5 protein-coding genes are annotated in these 17,747 nt (G+C 67.6%); 4 read left to right on the top strand and 1 reads right to left on the bottom strand.

Features of this window, described 5'->3' with window-relative positions; all coding sequences use genetic code 11:
- Positions 1-43: 43 nt before the first annotated feature.
- The 4 genes from IU452_RS18105 (at position 44) to IU452_RS18090 (ending at position 6,813) form a co-directional block, all read left to right on the top strand.
- Complete coding sequence (locus tag IU452_RS18105; RefSeq protein WP_195110193.1) at positions 44-919, top strand: hypothetical protein; 876 nt, start codon at positions 44-46, stop codon at positions 917-919.
- A gap of 1,619 nt (positions 920-2,538) precedes the next feature.
- On the top strand, positions 2,539-2,724 hold the full coding sequence (locus tag IU452_RS18100) for a hypothetical protein (protein WP_195110192.1): 186 nt from the start codon (positions 2,539-2,541) through the stop codon (positions 2,722-2,724).
- Positions 2,725-2,932: 208 nt separating this feature from the next.
- Complete coding sequence (locus IU452_RS18095) at positions 2,933-5,134, top strand: UvrD-helicase domain-containing protein (RefSeq protein ID WP_195110191.1); 2,202 nt, start codon at positions 2,933-2,935, stop codon at positions 5,132-5,134.
- A 56-nt stretch (positions 5,135-5,190) separates the two neighbouring features.
- On the top strand, positions 5,191-6,813 hold the full coding sequence (locus IU452_RS18090) for a DHA2 family efflux MFS transporter permease subunit (protein ID WP_195110190.1): 1,623 nt from the start codon (positions 5,191-5,193) through the stop codon (positions 6,811-6,813).
- An 8-nt stretch (positions 6,814-6,821) separates the two neighbouring features.
- Here IU452_RS18090 and IU452_RS18085 read toward each other — a convergent pair whose 3' ends face one another.
- The gene (locus tag IU452_RS18085) at positions 6,822-17,717 is read right to left on the bottom strand and encodes a non-ribosomal peptide synthetase (protein ID WP_195110189.1); all 10,896 of its coding nucleotides are present in this window, start codon (positions 17,715-17,717) and stop codon (positions 6,822-6,824) included.
- Positions 17,718-17,747 lie beyond the last annotated feature (30 nt).

The raw sequence follows: 17,747 nt of genomic DNA, 5'->3' as shown, positions 1-17,747 counted from the left end.
TGTCAGCGAAAACGCCGTCCTGTCCGGCATAGTCGGCCATGCTGTGGCGAACGCTCTACGATGGGATGAACAATTGCCAAACGATAGTTCGTGGAACGTCATCTCTCCCTCGACATCGAACCGAATTTTGCTTGCCGTCGACTTTCCCGCCGCCGGACGCCGCGAGGCGGGTTTCGGTGATCTCGCGGGGAAAATGGGATCGGCCTGGGGCGGCTACACTTTTCTGCAGACTACTCCTCCTACGGTGAACCTGACCGACCGTCCAACCGGCGATTTCTATACCGAGCATTGGCTGCAGGGCACTGATTGGAGTCAGTGCGAAGTTGTCGCGGTCTTCGGCTACTGCGTCGGCAGTGTTTATGCGGCGGAACTCGCCAAGCGTTTGGTCGAATGGCAGAGCGCCGAACCGAAGGTCGTTCTCTTCGACCCGCAATTGACCGATCACCAATTGCTCGTGATGGAAATGACCAAAATGGTCACCATGGCTGGTCCGGTTTTCTCCGACGACGAAGGGCGACAAGCTCGGCAAAAAGCGAAGGAGATCATCGAGAAACACGAGAACGATGTGACCGCCGCCGCGATCGATATCGTTGCCCTGTACCATGAAATGATTTCGCTGGCATTCCAGCGTATCGGCCTCGCCGACGCCCGCCGCGACGAAGTGGTCCGGCTGTTCGAGTCCTATATGTCCTGGCTCGCCGCCGCGGGACAGGTCGACCCGAGCGAGGTCTGGGGCCGGTCGACCGCGATCACGTCCTCGGACTGGGTGGGAATGGAAAGCCGTGGCGAGACGACCGTACTCAACGCCAGCAAGGTCGTCGGCGCCACATTTCCGCTGGACGTCAGCCACGCGGACCTGATGCGATCGGACGAGGCCGTCGCGCTGCTCATGGACCACGCCGGCATCCCGACCTCATGACAACCGACGTGCCGTCCGTCGGATTCGCTGAGCCGGGGAGCGCCTCGACAGTGGCCACGAGTAAGGAAAAAGCGCTGTGGCTACTGGAACAGCTGATCCCGGAGACGGGCATCAACAATATCGGGCTCGCTTTCCAGGTGGCGGGTCGGCTGCGTCCTGACGCGCTGCGAGCGGCCCTCGCGGTCGTTGTCGGCAGGCACGAGGCCTTGCGGAGAGCTCTTCCGGAGTCCACTCTTGGTTCTGCCTGTTCTTGGTTCTGTCGACCACGACGAAAAGCAAGGTGACAAGAGTGAACAAGTACATCCCGGCGGTGATTGTGAGGCCGAGCGGGGAAAAGATGACCGACGCAATGCTTTCGCCGCGCAAACCACGTATCACGGCCATCACTATGTAAGCAACCGGTAGGATCGTTGCGGCGAAGACGATCATCGTCCGCTTGTACCACGGGTAAGTCGACGGTCCGATCAAGGTAACGCGCCGCTTGTTCGGCCTCGTACTCCTGCCGCACCTGGTACCCCGATGGCCCACCACGAGCAGACACGACCGCGGATAGATCGATATCGCAGTCGGATCCCAGCCGAGCCGCAAACTCGGTCACCCGCACATCTCGGCCGTGATCGAATGCCACATGCGCGAGTTCATGCAGGAACACATGCCTCAGTTGGGCAGGGTCCAGGCCATCGGTACGTACGAGAATCAGATTCCTGTCCCGACACCGCAGCCACAGCCCGCACACGCCCTCCGGCATCGAAGCTGGCAGAGGCGCGCACTCTATGGGCCCCCGAACGGCCTCAACCGCCTTCACGAGCTCCTCGAGCGTCGGGTCGACAGGTAACTCGAGACTGTCGACAAGAGCTTGCACGCGAGCACGCGTGGAAATCCTGCGGGCAGAAACCCTGCGGCGCAAGCGTTCCGGCGCCAGCGTGGAGACCTTGTGCCAAACACTGATCACAAGATTCAGCATCTCACGCTGTCGCACTCTTCCCCGTTCCGTGGGCGGTGAGCTCGAGTAGTGACCAGCTTTCGCCAACCTCGGCCCACGGGCCCCCCAACACGATCGGCCGCGAGGTTTGTTTGCCGCGCGCTGGGGATCCAGCCCGTATCGCGTATCTGCTGGGGCTGAATCCCTTGACAGTGCACCGAGTCCTGGCTCTTCGGTGTGCTCCGCGTCGAGTCAGGTTGGAAGGGCGTGCTTCGATCTGGGGTCTGCGCGCTGCGGCGGCCGCGTGCGACCTCGTGCAGGCCGCTGAAGTGTCCGGTAATGTTCGGCTACCGCTTCCTCGACCATTCGATGGGTTACGCACGGTCGGTTCGGCTCAACATGAACGACGCTCGCGTTCCAGCCCACGTTCCTCGGCACTGCCACCATAGACAGCAAGCGCGGCAACGGAATTCCTCGTGGCACCCGGAGACGGCTCGGCCTAGGACGCCTCCTTCCCGCGACAGACCCTAGGCAGGACGTGCCTGATACCCGCGCACACGCTAAGGCGCAGACACGGGCGGTTGGGCGCACATACCCAACGGCAGGATCACTTCGACCGATTGGTGGAGTGACACGTGAAACAGGCTGCACAACCGTAGACCTCGTCACGCCCTCAGGTCCTGTCGACGTTGCTGCCATGACGATCCCCTCGGATCGCACCCTGAAACCGCGAAGTGACGTCGAGCGATACCTGGACAGCGCCGGCACTGCCACGTCCAAGCCTGGCAGCGATGTCATTGCCGATCGGACGACGAACCGGTTCATCGAAACACGTGCCGCCGCTATCGAACTGCCGGACCAGCACTCGTTCGAGGACTGCTGACTGAGGTGCATCGATCAGGCGATCCGCCGCCTTGCTCGCACGACACGGTCAAACCCTCACGCAGAGCGTTTTCGGCGCAACAGTCCACATTCGAAAGAAAAGCAATTTCAGGTAATATTGATCGAAGTTCAAAAGAATACGAAAAAGGCCCCTCAATTAATTATCTCACAGTGAGGCTAACGTGTCAAACTCCGAGCATGATGCTGAATTGCAGGCCGAACGTGAATACGTGGCATTCCTCTACCGCGAGCTAGATTCGGCGCGAGATGAGGCGGAGCAGCGGCTGGAGGAGTCACTGCAGGAAAACACAACGCTGAGTCCGGAGGAGCGGTGGGAGCGACAGGTGTCGGTGAACAACCTGACGGGCAGGTTGGAGGCCTACCGTGCCGCCGAGAACGGGTTGTGCTTCGGGCGGCTGGACCGTGTCGCGGAAGACCTTGCCTATATCGGGCGTATCGGACTATTCGACGAGGCGCGCGACTACGAGCCGCTGCTGCTGGACTGGCGTGCTCCTGCGGCCCGCCCGTTCTACACCGCCACTGTCGCCTGCCCCGAGGGCGTGGTGCGGCGGCGGCATTTCCGCGCCCGCGGCCGTGCCGTCACCGGATTTCACGACGACGTCCTCGACCTTGCGGCAGCGACCGACGGGTCCGATGCCGACGCGGCACTGTTGGCCGCGGTGAACGCACCACGGGAGCGGACCATGCGGGACATCGTCGCCACGATCCAGGCCGAACAGGACGAGATCATCCGCCTGCCCAACACCGGCATCGTGGTGATCGAGGGCGGACCAGGAACCGGGAAGACCGCGGTCGCGCTGCACCGGGTCGCCTACTTGCTCTACACCCATCGAGAACGGTTGTCGCGCTGGGGAGTTCTCGTCATCGGGCCCAACCCCACGTTTCTCGACTACATCGGCGACGTCTTGCCGTCGCTCGGCGAGACCGACGTCGTCTTCGCGACCCCGGGTGAACTCATGCCGGAGGTGCGCACGGTTACCGAGGAACGACCCGAGGTCGCGCGCGTGAAGGGCGGCCTCGCGATGGTCGAGGTGCTGGCTGCGGCGGTCTCGGACCGGCAAGGGCTGCCCGACCGACCCATCCCGATCATGTTGAGTGACGTGACGATCGAAGTGGACAGCCGAGTGGCGGGTGCGGCGCGAGAACGCGCCCGCGCAACCGGCTTGCGCCACAACGATGCTCGCGAGATCTTCCGCGAGCAGTTGATCGAGGGATTGGTCGAGCGGGCGGTGGCCGAGATCGGCGAGGGCTGGCTGACCGCCAGCGACACTCATGTGCACGAGGAACTGGCCGCCGATGCGCGAGCGGAACTGCAAGGCAGCGGCGAGGTGCGCACAGTCGTGGATCGGCTGTGGCCGTACCTGAGTCCGCAGCGGCTGCTCTCCGAGCTCTACACCTCGCGCGCTCGGATCGAGACCGCCGCGACGGCGCTGGATGAACAGGATCGCGCCCTGCTGTTCCGCGAGCAAGGCACGGCCTGGACCGTTTCCGATGTGCCACTGCTCGACGAGGCGGTCGAACTGCTCGGCACCGATCGCACCGAGGAGAAGAAGGCGGCCCGCGAGCGGCGTGAACAGATCGAGTACGCCAAAGGGGTGCTGGAAATCCTCGACACCGACGAGGAATTGGATGAGGAGCGATTGCGAGCGGCCGACCTCGTCGATGCCGAGACACTCGCCGAGCGACACCTCGCGCGAGATCATCGCTCATTGGCCGAGCGGGCCGCGGTGGACCGCGAATGGACCTACGGTCACGTGGTTGTCGACGAAGCTCAGGAACTGTCGGATATGGATTGGCGCGTGATCATGCGCCGGTGCCCGAGCAAGTCGATGACCATCGTCGGTGATCTCGCCCAGCGACGATCGTCCGCCGGCGCAAGGTCCTGGGCCGACATGCTCGACCGCTACGCGCCGAGCCGGTGGATCCACCGCAAGCTCACCATCAACTACCGCACCCCCGGCGAAATCATGGATCTGGCCGCGAAAGTGCTCGCGCTGGTCGATCCTGCAGCGGAACCTCCGAAGTCGGTGCGCCGCACTGGTATACCTCCGGCTGCGATCGCGGTTTCGGAGCGGGAGTTGGCCGTAGTCGTCGCCAACCTGATTCACGACAGTGAGCTCGCCGACCGGCTGGTCGGCGTGATCGCCCCCGACGGCACCCACCTCGATATCGGGCACGATGTGCTGACTCCGGCGGCAGCCAAGGGATTGGAATTCGACACCGTTGTCGTCGTCGATCCGCAGGCGATTCTCGCGCATCCGTCCCAAGGTCCGGCCGACCTCTACGTCGCGCTGACGCGCGCGACCCAACAGTTACATCTTGTCCATACGCAACCCCTGCCAACCGTATTCGATGATCCGGCGGCGCTGGTGTCGACCCAGTCCGCATGAAATCCGCACGAATACCCGAACAACGCCTCGCAGGACAACAAAACCAAGGAGATGTCATGCCGTCTTCGGCCGCGGCCCGCCGCTGGTTGGGCCTGGGCTTCCTCGCGCTCGGAGTGTCCCTGATCGTCGTGGATACCACGATCGTGAATGTCATTGTCCCCTCACTGGTTTCGGAGCTGGGGGTCAGTTCCGTGCAGGCCCAGTGGATCCAGGAGAGCTATCCGATCGTGCTCGCGGCGCTGCTGCTGCCGACCGGGCGGTTGTGCGACATTTTCGGGGCACGGAGACTGTTTCTCACCGGCGTGACACTGTTTGTCGCCGCCAGTGTGCTGGCCAGCGTGGCACCGAACGGCGCCGCGCTGGTGGCGGCCCGGTTCCTGCAGGGTGTGGCTGCCGCGATGATCATGCCCAGCTCGCTGGCCATCGTGAACACCGCATACACCGGCGTCGACCGGGGGCGGGCGTTCGCGGTGTGGGGGGCAACGATCGGGGTGTCCGCCGCGGTGGGGCCGCTGCTCGGGGGTGCCCTTGCCGAGCTGTCGTGGCGCTGGGTCTTCGGAATCAACGTCCTGCTGGGCGCGGTGATCGTCGCCGGTGTCGCGCTGTTCTTCCCGGCGTCGACACGTCTGGCGGGCACGGTCGACATGCCCGGCGCGATCGCGTCGGTCGCCGGGTTCGGGCTGCTGGCGTTCGGGCTGATCGAAGGACGAAGCTATGGGTGGATCGCCAGTATCCGTCCGGTCGAATTCGCCGGGGTCACATGGCATAACGGGCCCTCGGTGGTCCTGATCGCATTCGTGGTGGCTGTGATCGCTCTGGCCGCCTTCGTGCGGCGCCAACGGGTGCTCACCCGCGGTGGGCGGGTCGACGCACTGCTGGATGTGCGGTTGTTTTCGATCCGTTCGTTCCGCTATGGCAACTTCACGCTGCTGATCGTCGCGCTCGGCGAATTGGGCATCATCGCCGTTCTCCCACTGTGGCTGCAGTTCACCTTGGACTACAGTCCGCTGCAGTCGGGTCTGGCGCTGGTGCCGCTGGCGGTGGGGACATTCGTGGCCAGCACCGCGAGCATGAGCCTGGTTGCGAGGTTCGCACCGGTGCGGTTGGTCCGTCTCGGGCTGATTCTCGAGATCGTCGCGCTCGTCGTCCTGGGGTCGTCGGCTACACCCGACACCCCGTGGTGGCCGATTGCGTTGGCGCTGTTCGTGCTCGGGATCGGCAACGGTTTCGCCTCCGCTCAGATCGCCAATGTCATTCTCGCGGGTGTGCCCCCGTCGAGTGCCGGCCAAGGCGCGGCCGTGCAGGCCACCACCGCCCAAATCGGCTCCGCACTCGGCATCGCCGTGCTGACGACCACCTATTTCACCGTGCTCGGCATGGGCGTTCGCGACCGCCTGACCGGCGCCGGGATCGCGCATGCACAGGACTATGCGGCGTCGGTCACCGCCAGTGCCGGCGCGGTCATCTCGTCCATGCGCGCCGACCCGGGCACCGCCGCGGTCGCCGAAGCCGCCCGCGCGGCGATGAGCCAGGGCGTCGGCACAGTCGGCTACGTGGCCGCCGCGCTGCTGGCGGCTGCCCTCCTCGCCACGGCCCTGATCCCACGCCCTGGGTCGCGAGCCGATACCGGGAGCGACCGCGCCGACACGACGGCCGAGACCGATTTGTCCGTGGAATAGCAAGCGGCTCAGCCGGATTCGCCCACTGCCGTCCCGGCGCCGCGTTCCCCGCCGGGACGACGGCGAATCGGCGCGGGACGGCGGCGGGCACCCTGCGGAACCTCCCGAAGGCGTTGGGCTACACCGGCCACGGTGGGCGCCTCGAACAGCGCCCGCACGGAGACATGTGCGCCGAGCGTGCTTGCGACTCGGCTCACGAACCGGGTTGCGAGTAGCGAATGCCCGCCCAGCGCGAAGAAATCGTCGTCGATCGACACCTCCGGCACGCCTAACACCTCGGCGAACAGCCGACACAGCGCCTGCTCGCGGGCGTCGCGGGGAGCGCGCCCCTGCGCGGTTTCGGGCCGCGGCGCCGGCAGCGCGAGCCGGTCGAGTTTGCCGTTCGGGGTGAGCGGCAAACTCGCCATGACCACCACGGCCGAGGGCACCATGTACTCCGGCAGCCGAGATCGCAGGTGCTCGACCAGCTCCCGCGTCGCCACGCCGTCTCGCGCCGCCACCACATATGAGCTGAGTCGTCGGTCTCCGGGACGGTCCTCGCGGACGACGGTGACCGCCTGTGTGACGTCCGGGTGTGCCGTGAGCGCGGCGTCGACCTCACCTGGTTCGACCCGATACCCGCGAACCTTCACCTGGTGGTCCGCACGACCGACGAATTCCAACCGCCCGTCCCGACGCCACCGGACCCGGTCACCGGTCCGATACATCCGCTCGCCGACCGGGCCGTGCGGGTCGGCGACGAATCGCTCCACGGTGAGATCCGGGCGACCGAGATAGCCCCGGGCCACCCCCGAGCCGCCGATGTACAGCTCGCCGATGACGCCGGGCGGCACCGGCCTCAGTCGATCGTCGAGCACGTAGACACGAGTGTTACCCACCGGTCGCCCGATCGGCGGAATGTCATCCGGGCCGTCGAGTACGGTCGCCGTCGACCACACCGTCGTCTCGGTGGGGCCGTAGAGGTGCACGACCTCGGTGGCCGAGGCCTGCAGGGCCGTCGCGAGTTCTCGTGGGAGGGCCTCCGCACCCACCAGCACACGCCGCCCGCTCGCGACGGACGGGTCGTGGGCGATCAGTGCCTGCCACAGCGACGGCGTCGCCTGCACGACGGAGACCGCTTCGTCGGTCAGCACCCGGATCAGTTGCTCGGGATCTCGGCCGGGCCCCGTGCCCGTCAGAACCATCGTCGCCCCCGTGACCAGCGGGAGATGGAATTCCGGGGTGGCCATGTCGAAGGCGGCCGTGGTCTGTGCCAGCATCCGGTCGCCCGGCGTGAGACGAACGATGTCCTGGATGGCGCTCAGGAAATTTCGCAGTGCCAGGCCCGGAGTCACGACGCCCTTCGGGCGTCCGGTGGAGCCGGAGGTGTAGATCACGTACGCCGGATGGCCAGGGTGCAGGGGCGCGCGCCGGTCGGCGTCGGTCAGCACGGCATCGGGCTGTGCCGCGATCGCCGCCACCACGTCGGGGGAGTCCACCACCAGTGTGGGGGCCGTCGTTCCCGGCGGGATGCGATCGTCGACGGTCGATGCGGTGAGCAACAGGGCCGGGCGGGCATCGCGCAGGACGAGATCGATTCGCGTCGAGGGATGGTGCGGATCGAGCGGCAGGTAGGCCGCGCCCGCCTCGAGGACGGCCAGCAACGCCACCACGAGTTCCACCGTCCGGGGCAGCAGCAGAGCCACAATCGTCTCCGGTCCCGCACCCCGCTCGATGAGCACGCGCGCCAGCCGGTGTGCCCGGGCGGCAAGATCGGCGTAGGAAACCGTCTCGCCGTCGAAGACGAGGGCAGCCGCATCGGGTGTCCGTCGTACTCGGCGGTCGAACAGGGCGGGCAGAGTCGCGCCGGGCAGAGGTCGATCGGTGGCGTTCCATTCGGCCAGAATCCGGTGGTGCTCCTCGGGAGCCAGCACCTCGATCGCTCCCACCCGTCGGGATGGGTCGGCGACGAAGGCGCGCAGCACCCGCGTCCAGCGATCCAGGAAGGTGGCGACGGTGTCGACGTCGAACAGGTCGGTGGCGTATTCGAGGAACCCGTCCAATCCGGCGGGAGAGCCTTCGGAGTCGCGAAGTTCGTGCAGATTGAGCGTCAGGTCGAATTTCGCGACCGTCGTCGGGATCGACATCCTGCTCGCCCGCAACCCCTCGATCGTTCCCTCGGGGGGCGCGGTGTTCTGTAGCGCGAGCATGACCTGGAACAGCGGGTGATGCGCAAGCGACCGGTGCGGTTCGAGGACCTCGACGAGGTAGTCGAACGGCACATCCTGATGGTTGTAGGCCCCCAGCACGGTTTCACGGGCCCTGGCCAGCAACTCCGCGACGGTGGGATCACCGCCGACATCGATCCGCAACACGAGGTTGTTGACGAAGAATCCGACCAGATCGTCCATGGCCTGGTCGGTACGTCCGGCGATCGGACTGCCGATCGGGACGTCCGTACCCGCCCCGAGCCGCGTGAGCAGCGTCGCGAGCGCGGCCTGCAGCACCATGAACAGGGTGCCGCCGGTGCGGTGGGCCAAGTCGATCAGCTCGTGGTGCAGTGCGGTGTCGAGCCGGACATCGACCTGAGCCCCCCGGTACGTGGCCACGGCGGGCCGCGGGCGGTCGGTGGGCAGAGCCAGCTGTTCGGGCAGGCCGGCCAGCGCCCGACGCCAGTAGGACAGTTGAGAGGTCAGCAAGCCGTCCGGGTCGGTGGGCTCGCCGAGCAATTCGCGCTGCCAGAGGGTGTAGTCGACATAGTCGGCCGGCAGGGGCTCCCATGCGGGGGGTTGTCCGCGGCGGCGGCGTTCGTAGGCGGTCGTCAGATCCCGCCACAGCGGACGCAACGACCAGCCGTCGGCCGCGATGTGGTGCACCACCAGCAGCAGAACGTGGTCGGTGGGCGTGATCCTGAGCAGGTGCACCCGCAGCGGCGCTTCGACCGACAGGTCGAAGGCGTAGCGGGTCGCGGCGGACAGGGCGTTCGGTAGATCCGCCTCGTCGATCGCCGCGACCGTGAGCGGCGCGGTCGCCTCGTCGACCGATTGCACGCGCTGGAACGGCGTACCGTCACGCTGGTCGAATACCGTCCGCAGGCTCTCGTGCCGGGTCATGACATCGCAGATGGCCAGGCACAGGACACGATCGTCCAACTCGCCCGACAAGCGGTGGGCGAGCGGGATGTTGTAGGTCGGCGAGGGTCCCTCGAGTTGATGGAGGAACCACAGCCGGCGCTGGGCATAGGACAGCGGGACAAGGTCGGGTCGCGCTCGCCGGGTCAGTGCGGGGCGCGCCCGATCTGCGGAGTCGAGCTGATGCACCAGCTTGGAAACCGTCGGGTTGTCGAACAAGGTCCGCAGGTCGAGTTCCGCATCGAAGGCCGCGCGGATCCGGGCCAGTAGCCGGGCCGCCAGCAGGGAATGGCCACCCAGCGCGAAGAAGTCGTCGTCCAGGCCGACCTTGTCGACCCCGAGGATCCGGGCGAAGAGTTCGGCGAGGAGCTTCTCGCGTTCCGTACGTGGCTCGTGCCCGTGCTCGTGGCCGGCGCGCTCCGGAGTCGGCAACGCCGCGCGGTCGAGCTTCCCCTGCGGGGTGAGCGGCAGATGCTCGAGGACCACCAGGTTGGTCGGCACCATGTGCTCGGGCAGTTCGGCGCGCAGGTGCTCACGGACATCGCGTAGCAACGAGTCCACCGCGAGGGCGGGCTCGTTGGCGGGCCGTGCAGGCATGGCCGCGACGCCGCCCTCGGCGGGGGCGAGCACCGCGGTCGGCACGAAATCCCCCGACGTCCCGCAGGCGGAGGTGTCGACGAAGACGATATCGAGAGTGTCGTCGGCGGCAGTCCACGTGACCGCGACCCAGTAGCCCAGCTGCGCACCCAAGTCGTGGAATGCCTCGGGGTCGAGCGGGTCCCGCTCGGCCCGCCACCGCGGGCGGGGCGGGATGCCCTCGCGCAGATCGGCGGCGAGTTCGGCGTCGGCGGCGGCCCGGCGATGGGGCACGCCGGTAATCCGCAGCCGTGCCGGTCGTTGCCGCATCAGGTGCTCACCCAGCTCGGCCAGTGCGGATTCCTCCCCGAACTCGCCACTGTGCCCGATCCGTGTTGCCTCCATGTGCCGCGACCAGGTGAGGTGGGGAGCGTCGTGCAGTGGGACCGTCCGCACCGGATGTTTGTGCAGCACTACGTCGTAGCGATACCGGGTCAGCTCGTTGTGGTGGCGCCCGCGCTTCAATCGCACGTCGGCACCGGCGACGGTGTCGAGCCGCCCCGGCAGTGCGGCGAAGAACGCCGGATCGATCAGCAGTTCCTTCTCCAGCGCCAGGGCGCGGTCGACCGCGTGGCGGATCGAGGCGATGTCGTCCGACTGCGCCCGATGCGCCTGCACGGCGGTGGTGAACAGGCGATGGAGGCGCAGATTCCGCACGTCCCCGAGGAACACTCGGCCGCCGGGCGCCAGCAGGTCGAGAACTCCTGTCAGCACGTCGAGCAGATAATCCACGGACGGGAAGTACTGAACGACCGAGTTGAGAACGACGGTATCGAAGACCCCGCGCGGCAGACCGGCGAAGTCGTGCGCCGGCTGTGCTCGCAGCACGACTCGGCCGGCAATGTCGGGGTCGGCGGCCACACCGGCTCGCACGGCCTGTACCGCGGCCGGGGAAACATCTGTCGCCCAATATATTTCGCAGTGCCGTACCAAGGGGCCGAGTAGCAGGCCGGTGCCGACGCCGATCTCCAGCAGTCGCCCGGGGCGTAGCTCGCGAATCCTGGCGACCGTCGCATCCCGCCATTCCCGCATGTGCGGCAACGGAATCGGGGCACCGTCGTAACTGCTGGTCCAGCCCGCGAAGTCGGCGCCGAGCCCGCCCGCGCTCGGCGCGGCGTAGAGCGTGTCGTAGATCTGTCGCCATTCGGCGACCTGCTCGCTGCGGCTTGCCGATTCGCCCCGGCGCTCCGGGCCGGACGTGGGCACTAGGTAGGCGACCAGGCGCACGTCGTCCTCGTCGACCTGGCGTGCGTCGACGGCCGCGTCGGCGATACGCGGGTGGCGAAGCAGGGCGTGGCGGATCTCGCCGGGCTCGATGCGAAAACCGCGGACGCTCAATTGCTGGTCGGCCCGGCCGAGGTGATCGAGCCCGCCGTCCGGCCGGCGCCGCCCGAGATCACCGGTGCGATAGAGCCGCTCGCCGGATGTGCTGTAGGGGTCGGCCACGAACCGGGCCGCGGTCAGGCCGGGGCGGTTCAGGTAGCCCCGGGCCAGTCCCGGCCCGCCGACGTACAGTTCACCGGCCACCCCGATCGGCGCCGGTTGCAGAGCGCGATCGAGGACATGGACGCGCAGGTCGGGCAGTCCGGTTCCGATGGCGCTGGTGGTCTCGCGGACTACCCGGTCGGCATCGAGCGTGAGATGGGTGACGTGCACGGTGGTTTCGGTGATTCCGTACATGTTCACCAGAACCGGTCCGTCCGGATGTCGCTCGTACCAGCCGGCCAGCCGCCCCAGGTCGAGCGGCTCTCCGCCGAAGACGACCAGGCGCAGCGATCCTGTTCCGGCGTGCTCGCCGCGGTCGCTGTCGGCCTGCATCAACGGATAGAACGCGGACGGTGTCTGACTGAGTACGGTGACGTTGTGCCGGGCGAGCAGGTCCAGGAAGGCCGCGGGTGTGCGGGAGACCTGGTGCGGGACCACGACCAGCCGTCCCCCGTACAGCACGGCGCCGAACAGTTCCCACACCGAAAAGTCGAAAGCGTAGGAATGAAACAGGGTCCAGGTGTCGTGGTTGCCGAAGCCGAGTAGTTCCCTGGTGGTGGCGAACAGCCGAACGACATTGCGGTGCGACACCATGACCCCCTTGGGGGTCCCGGTCGACCCGGATGTGTAGATCACATAGGCGATGTGGTCTGCGCGCAGAGTTCGGGGTCGGTCGGCGTCGGTCGGCGGCGTGCTCGGACATCGGTCGAGCCGGGCCGCCGTTTCCGGTTCGTCGAGCACCCAGACGGGAACAGATACGTCCGCCGGGACGCGGTCTCGGGTTTCGGCCACCGCGAGCACCACTGCCGGGCGGGTGTCGTTGAGGGCGAGGGTGATTCGCGCCCGTGGGTAGGAGGGATCGATCGGCAGATACCCGGCACCGGCCGCGAGCGTGCCGAGGACGGCGACCACCAGATCCGCCGAGCGCGGCAGCATCAACGCGACGATGTCCTCGGGGCCGACGCCCTGCGCGATGAGCGCATGGGCGAGCCGGTGTACCCGGGTCTGCAGCTCCGCATAGGACAGTGCGGTATCACCGTGAACGACCGCGGTCTGCTGTGCGGCAGCCTGGGCCGCGGCCTCGAACAGGTCCACGAGTGTCCGGCTGTCGGGGGAGAACCCGGTCGGGGACACAGGCACCGCGGGGCCCGCGAGAGTGAGCAGCTGATCGCGCTCGCCGTCGCCGAACAGATCTAGTCGGCCGACCGCCCGATCGGGTTCACCGACGGCCTGCTCCAGCAATCGAACCCAGCGTGCGACGACCGCCTCGACGGTGGTGCGATCGAAAAGGTCTGTGGCGTACTCCACAAGGCCGGTCAGTCCACCCGGCGCTCCATCGGAGTCGAACTTCTCGGTCAGCGTGAACCACAGGTCGAACCGCGCGGTCTTGGTCGGCACCCAGCTCATTCGGGCGCGCAGACCGGGGAGATGGAATTCGGGCGTCGGCGCGTTCTGCATGGTGAGCGCCACCTGGAACAGCGGGTGATGGGCCGACGAGCGCCGCGGATTGAGCCGTTCCACCAGATATTCGAAGGGCACATCCTGGTGCTCGTAGGCGCTCAGCGCGGTATTGCGCACCTGTGCGACGAGTTCGCGGAAAGACGGATCTCCGGTCAGGTCCGTCCGCAGCACAATGGTGTTGACGAAGAAACCGATGAGATCGTCGGTGGCACGGTCGGTGCGTCCGGCGATCGGACTGCCGATCGGAATATCGGTGCCGCCCCCCAACCGACCCATCAATGCGGCCAGACCCGCATGCAGGACCATGAAGACACTGGCCCCGCTCGTTCGGGCACACTCACGCACGGCTCGATGCAGCGCCGCGGGCAGGGCGATCGGCAGCTGGTCGCCGCGGTGCGAGGCGACGCGCGGGCGCGGCCGGTCGGTCGGCACGGTCACCAGATCGGGCAGGTGGGCCAACTGGTCCACCCAGTAGCGCAATTGGCGACTCAGCATGCTGTCGGGATCGTCCTCGCCACCCAGCATGTCCCGTTGCCACAGTGTGTAATCCGCGTATTGGACCGGCAGCGGATTCCCGTCCGGTGCGGCGCCGCGGGTCCGGGCGGCGTAGGCGCGAGACAGTCCGTGCGCCAACGGCCGCATCGACCAGCCGTCGGCGGCGATGTGGTGGACCACCAGCACCAGGATGCTGTCCTCCGGTGAGACGGCGAGCAGTTCGGCGTGTACCGGCGGCCGGGCGGACAGATCGAAGCGATGTCGCGCTGCGGCAACCAAGGCCTCGGGCACCGCGGCGCGGTCGACGTGGGTGACGGCAAGTTCAACCCGCGCGGAAGCGATGGACAGCACGCGCTGGAACGGTGATCCGTCGACCTCGGGGAAGATCGTGCGCAGGCTTTCGTGCCGCGCCACGACATCGTTGATCGCCTCCTGCAGCGCGCGCCGGTCCACCCGGCCCGACAGCCACAGTGCGAGCGGGATGTTGTACGTCGGGGAGGGGCCCTCCCACTTCCACAGGAACCACAGCCGCTGTTGGGCGAACGACAACGGCACCAGCTCCGGACGCTGCCGGGGTGCCAGGGCGGGACGGGCGCTGCGGTTCTCGCCCAGCTGCCGGACCAACTCGGCGACCGTCGGCGCGTCGAACAGCGTCCGGATGCTCACCTCGGCACCCAGCGTCTGCTGCAGGCGTACCACCAACCGGGCGGCGGTCAGGGAGTGCCCGCCGAGTGCGAAGAAATCATCGTCCAGCCCCACGCGCTCGACCCCCAGCAGTTCGGCGAACTGCGCGGCGACGATTTCTTCGATGGGGGTTCGTGGCGCACGGGTCTGCGCGCCCGCGGTCTGTGCGACGGGAGCCGGCAACGCGCGGGTATCGAGCTTGCCGTTCGGGGTCAGCGGTAGCGCGGAGATCTCCACCAGATGGTTCGGCACCATGTGGCCGGGCAACAGCCGACCTAGGTGACTGCGGATCGCTGCCGTGTCCAGCTCGGCGCGGTGCGCCGCTACGAGGTAGGCGACCACGTCGTTGTGTTCGGCCGAATCACGGGCGATGGCAACGACTTGCGCGACGGCAGGATGGCGGCGCAGCGCAGCTTCGATCTCGCCGAGTTCGATGCGATAGCCGCGGACCTTGACCTGTCGATCGGCGCGGCCGCGGTACTCCAGTCGCCCGTCGGCGGTCCAACGGGCCAGATCACCGGACCGGTAGAGCCTCGACCCGGGAGGTCCGAAGGGATCGGCGACGAACCGGCCGGCGGTCAAGCCGGGACGGCCGGTATAGCCGCGAGCCACGCCGTCGCCGCCGATGTACATCTCGCCCGTCACGCCCGGAGGCGCCGGTGCCAGTGCGGCATTGAGGACATGGACGCGGGCCGCGGGGAGCGGGCGGCCGATGATGTCCGCATCCGAGACGGAGTTGCGGGGGAGAGCGTGGCGAGTGACGTGCACCGTCGTCTCGGTGATGCCGTACATGTTGATCAGCCTCGGTCCGCTCGGGTGCCGGGCCGACCATTCCGCCGCGAGGTGGGGCGGGAACGGTTCGCCGCCGAATACTATGGCCCGCAGCGCAGCGGAGGCCAGTACCGCCGGGGCCTGCCGATCGGCGTCCAGGAGTTCGCGGAATGCGGACGGCGTCTGACCGAGTACCGTCACCCCCTCCTGCGCGAGCAACTTCAGCATCGCCGTAGGTGTCCGGGAAACCTCGTAGGGGACGACGACGAGACGCCCACCGTGCGCCAGCGCCCCCCATACCTCCCACACCGAAAAGTCGAAGGCCGCGGAGTGGAACATCGTCCAGACGTCCGATTCGGTCGGAGTCACCACCTCACCGGCCGCCTGCAGCAGCCAGGCCAGATTGCGGTGCCGGACCTCGACTCCCTTGGGGCGGCCGGTCGAGCCGGAGGTGTAGATGACGTAGGCGATGTCATCGGGCGACGGGCCGACCGGCGGCCGCGAGATCGGGCCCGGACTCGGCGCCACCTCGGGTCGACGGACCGAGACGGCAGGAACATCCCCGGTGTCGCGGTCGTCGGCCACCACAACCAGTGCCGGCGCGGCGTCGCGCAGGATGAAATCGATGCGTTCGGCGGGATAATCCGGGTCGATCGGCACGTAGGCGGCACCGGACATCGTCACGGCGAGCATCGCGACAACGAGGTCGATCGACCGCGGAAGCAGCAGAGCGACCGAGCGGCCCGGCCGCGCGCCGCGGGCGATGAGTGTTTCTGCGAGATCTCGTGCGGTCCGGTCCAGTTCGGCGTAGCTCATCGACACGGCGCCGAGGGTGAGCGCAATCGCCTGCGGCTGTGTGGTCACGCTTTTCGCGAACAGATCCGGCAGTGTCCGAGGCTCGTGCGCGCCGAGTGTGGGTGCCGAGACGCGGTCGAGCAGGCGGCGCTCGTGGTCCAGCATGACGGGTGCCCGCGTCAGCGGGACCTCGGGGGCGGATCGGGCGAACCAGCCGATCAGATTCTCGATGCGTGCACAGTGACGATGCGCATCGTCGAGGGAGGCGGCTCCGCCCGCGGCGTCCACGGCGAGTTCCAGGGTCTGCGCGCGTTCGTGGGCCACGAAGGACACGTCCTCCACCACCGGATTCGGCGGCGAATCCGATACCAGGCGGACGGGGCCTGCCGAGCGTGATTCGGACCGCAGGATGGTGATCAGCGGACCGAAGAAGCGGTGGGTCCGGCCGGATCGGGCCAGGTCGCGGGCCAACTCCTCGCCTCGGAACGACTGGTGGGCCTGGGCTTCCCACAACGCGGTTGTCGCACACCGGATCGCCTCGCCGACGGTGGGCGTCGAGGAGAAACGCAGCCGCAACGGGAGCACGGTTGCCGTGCTGGCGGGTGCGGTCGCCGTGACCGGAGAGGTGCGAGCCGCGGCCGACAGCCCGATGACGACATCGCGTCGACCGGTGAGTCCGGCGACGTACCAGGCGACCGCGGCGACGAATACGGCAGGCCATGCCGAGCGATACCGCCGGCCCGCGGATACCACCTGCGTGTGCAGGTCCGCCCGAAAGGATGTCGCCGCACGCACCACCTCCGCATCCCGCGGTGAGGTGGGTGCCAGCTCGATCAACCTGGGCATGTCGGCGACGCCGTTCATGCGGTCGTGCCAATAGGCGCGGTCACCGTCGTATGCACGGGACCGGCGGTAATTCTGCTCCTCCGCGAGAACCTCGTCGAGTCGTGAGAACCACCGTGGCGCGGGTGCTCGCTGCTCGGTGGCTGTCTGGTAGAGCTCGGCGACGCGGCGCTCGAACAATTCGGCGCCGACGACGTCTTGGACGATGTGGTGGTACCGCTGAACCCACCACGCGCGTTCGGGTGCGAGCAGCAGGAGGGTCTGATCGATCAGCCGCTCGGCACGGATATCGAGGGGGCGGCGGCGCTCGGCCTCGACCCACTCCTGCGCGGCATGGTCCGGATCCGCGCTCGGCCGGAGATCGACGATCTGCGGCGACCAACCCTCGAGGGGCCACAGCACCTGACGGACGCCGTCGGCCGTGTCGACCAGGCGTGCCCGCAGCGGCTCCGCCTCGTCGAGCGCGGCGGTGACGGCCGCCCGGAAGCGGGCGATCTCCAGCGGTCCGTGCAGCTGTGTCGTCCTGCACCAGACGTAGCGGTCGGCGGCGTCGATGGCGGCGGCCACCCAGATCTCGTGTTGAGCGGCGGTCAGCGGCCAGGACGGGATGTCGGCATCGGACACGGCGAACCCTCCCCTGTTTCGGTCGTTGTC

This window comes from Nocardia transvalensis (genome assembly GCF_015477765.1).
GTDB lineage: Bacteria > Actinomycetota > Actinomycetes > Mycobacteriales > Mycobacteriaceae > Nocardia > Nocardia transvalensis_A.
Note: the sequence above shows the minus strand (reverse complement) of the source record. Positions and strands in the feature narration are given on the sequence as shown.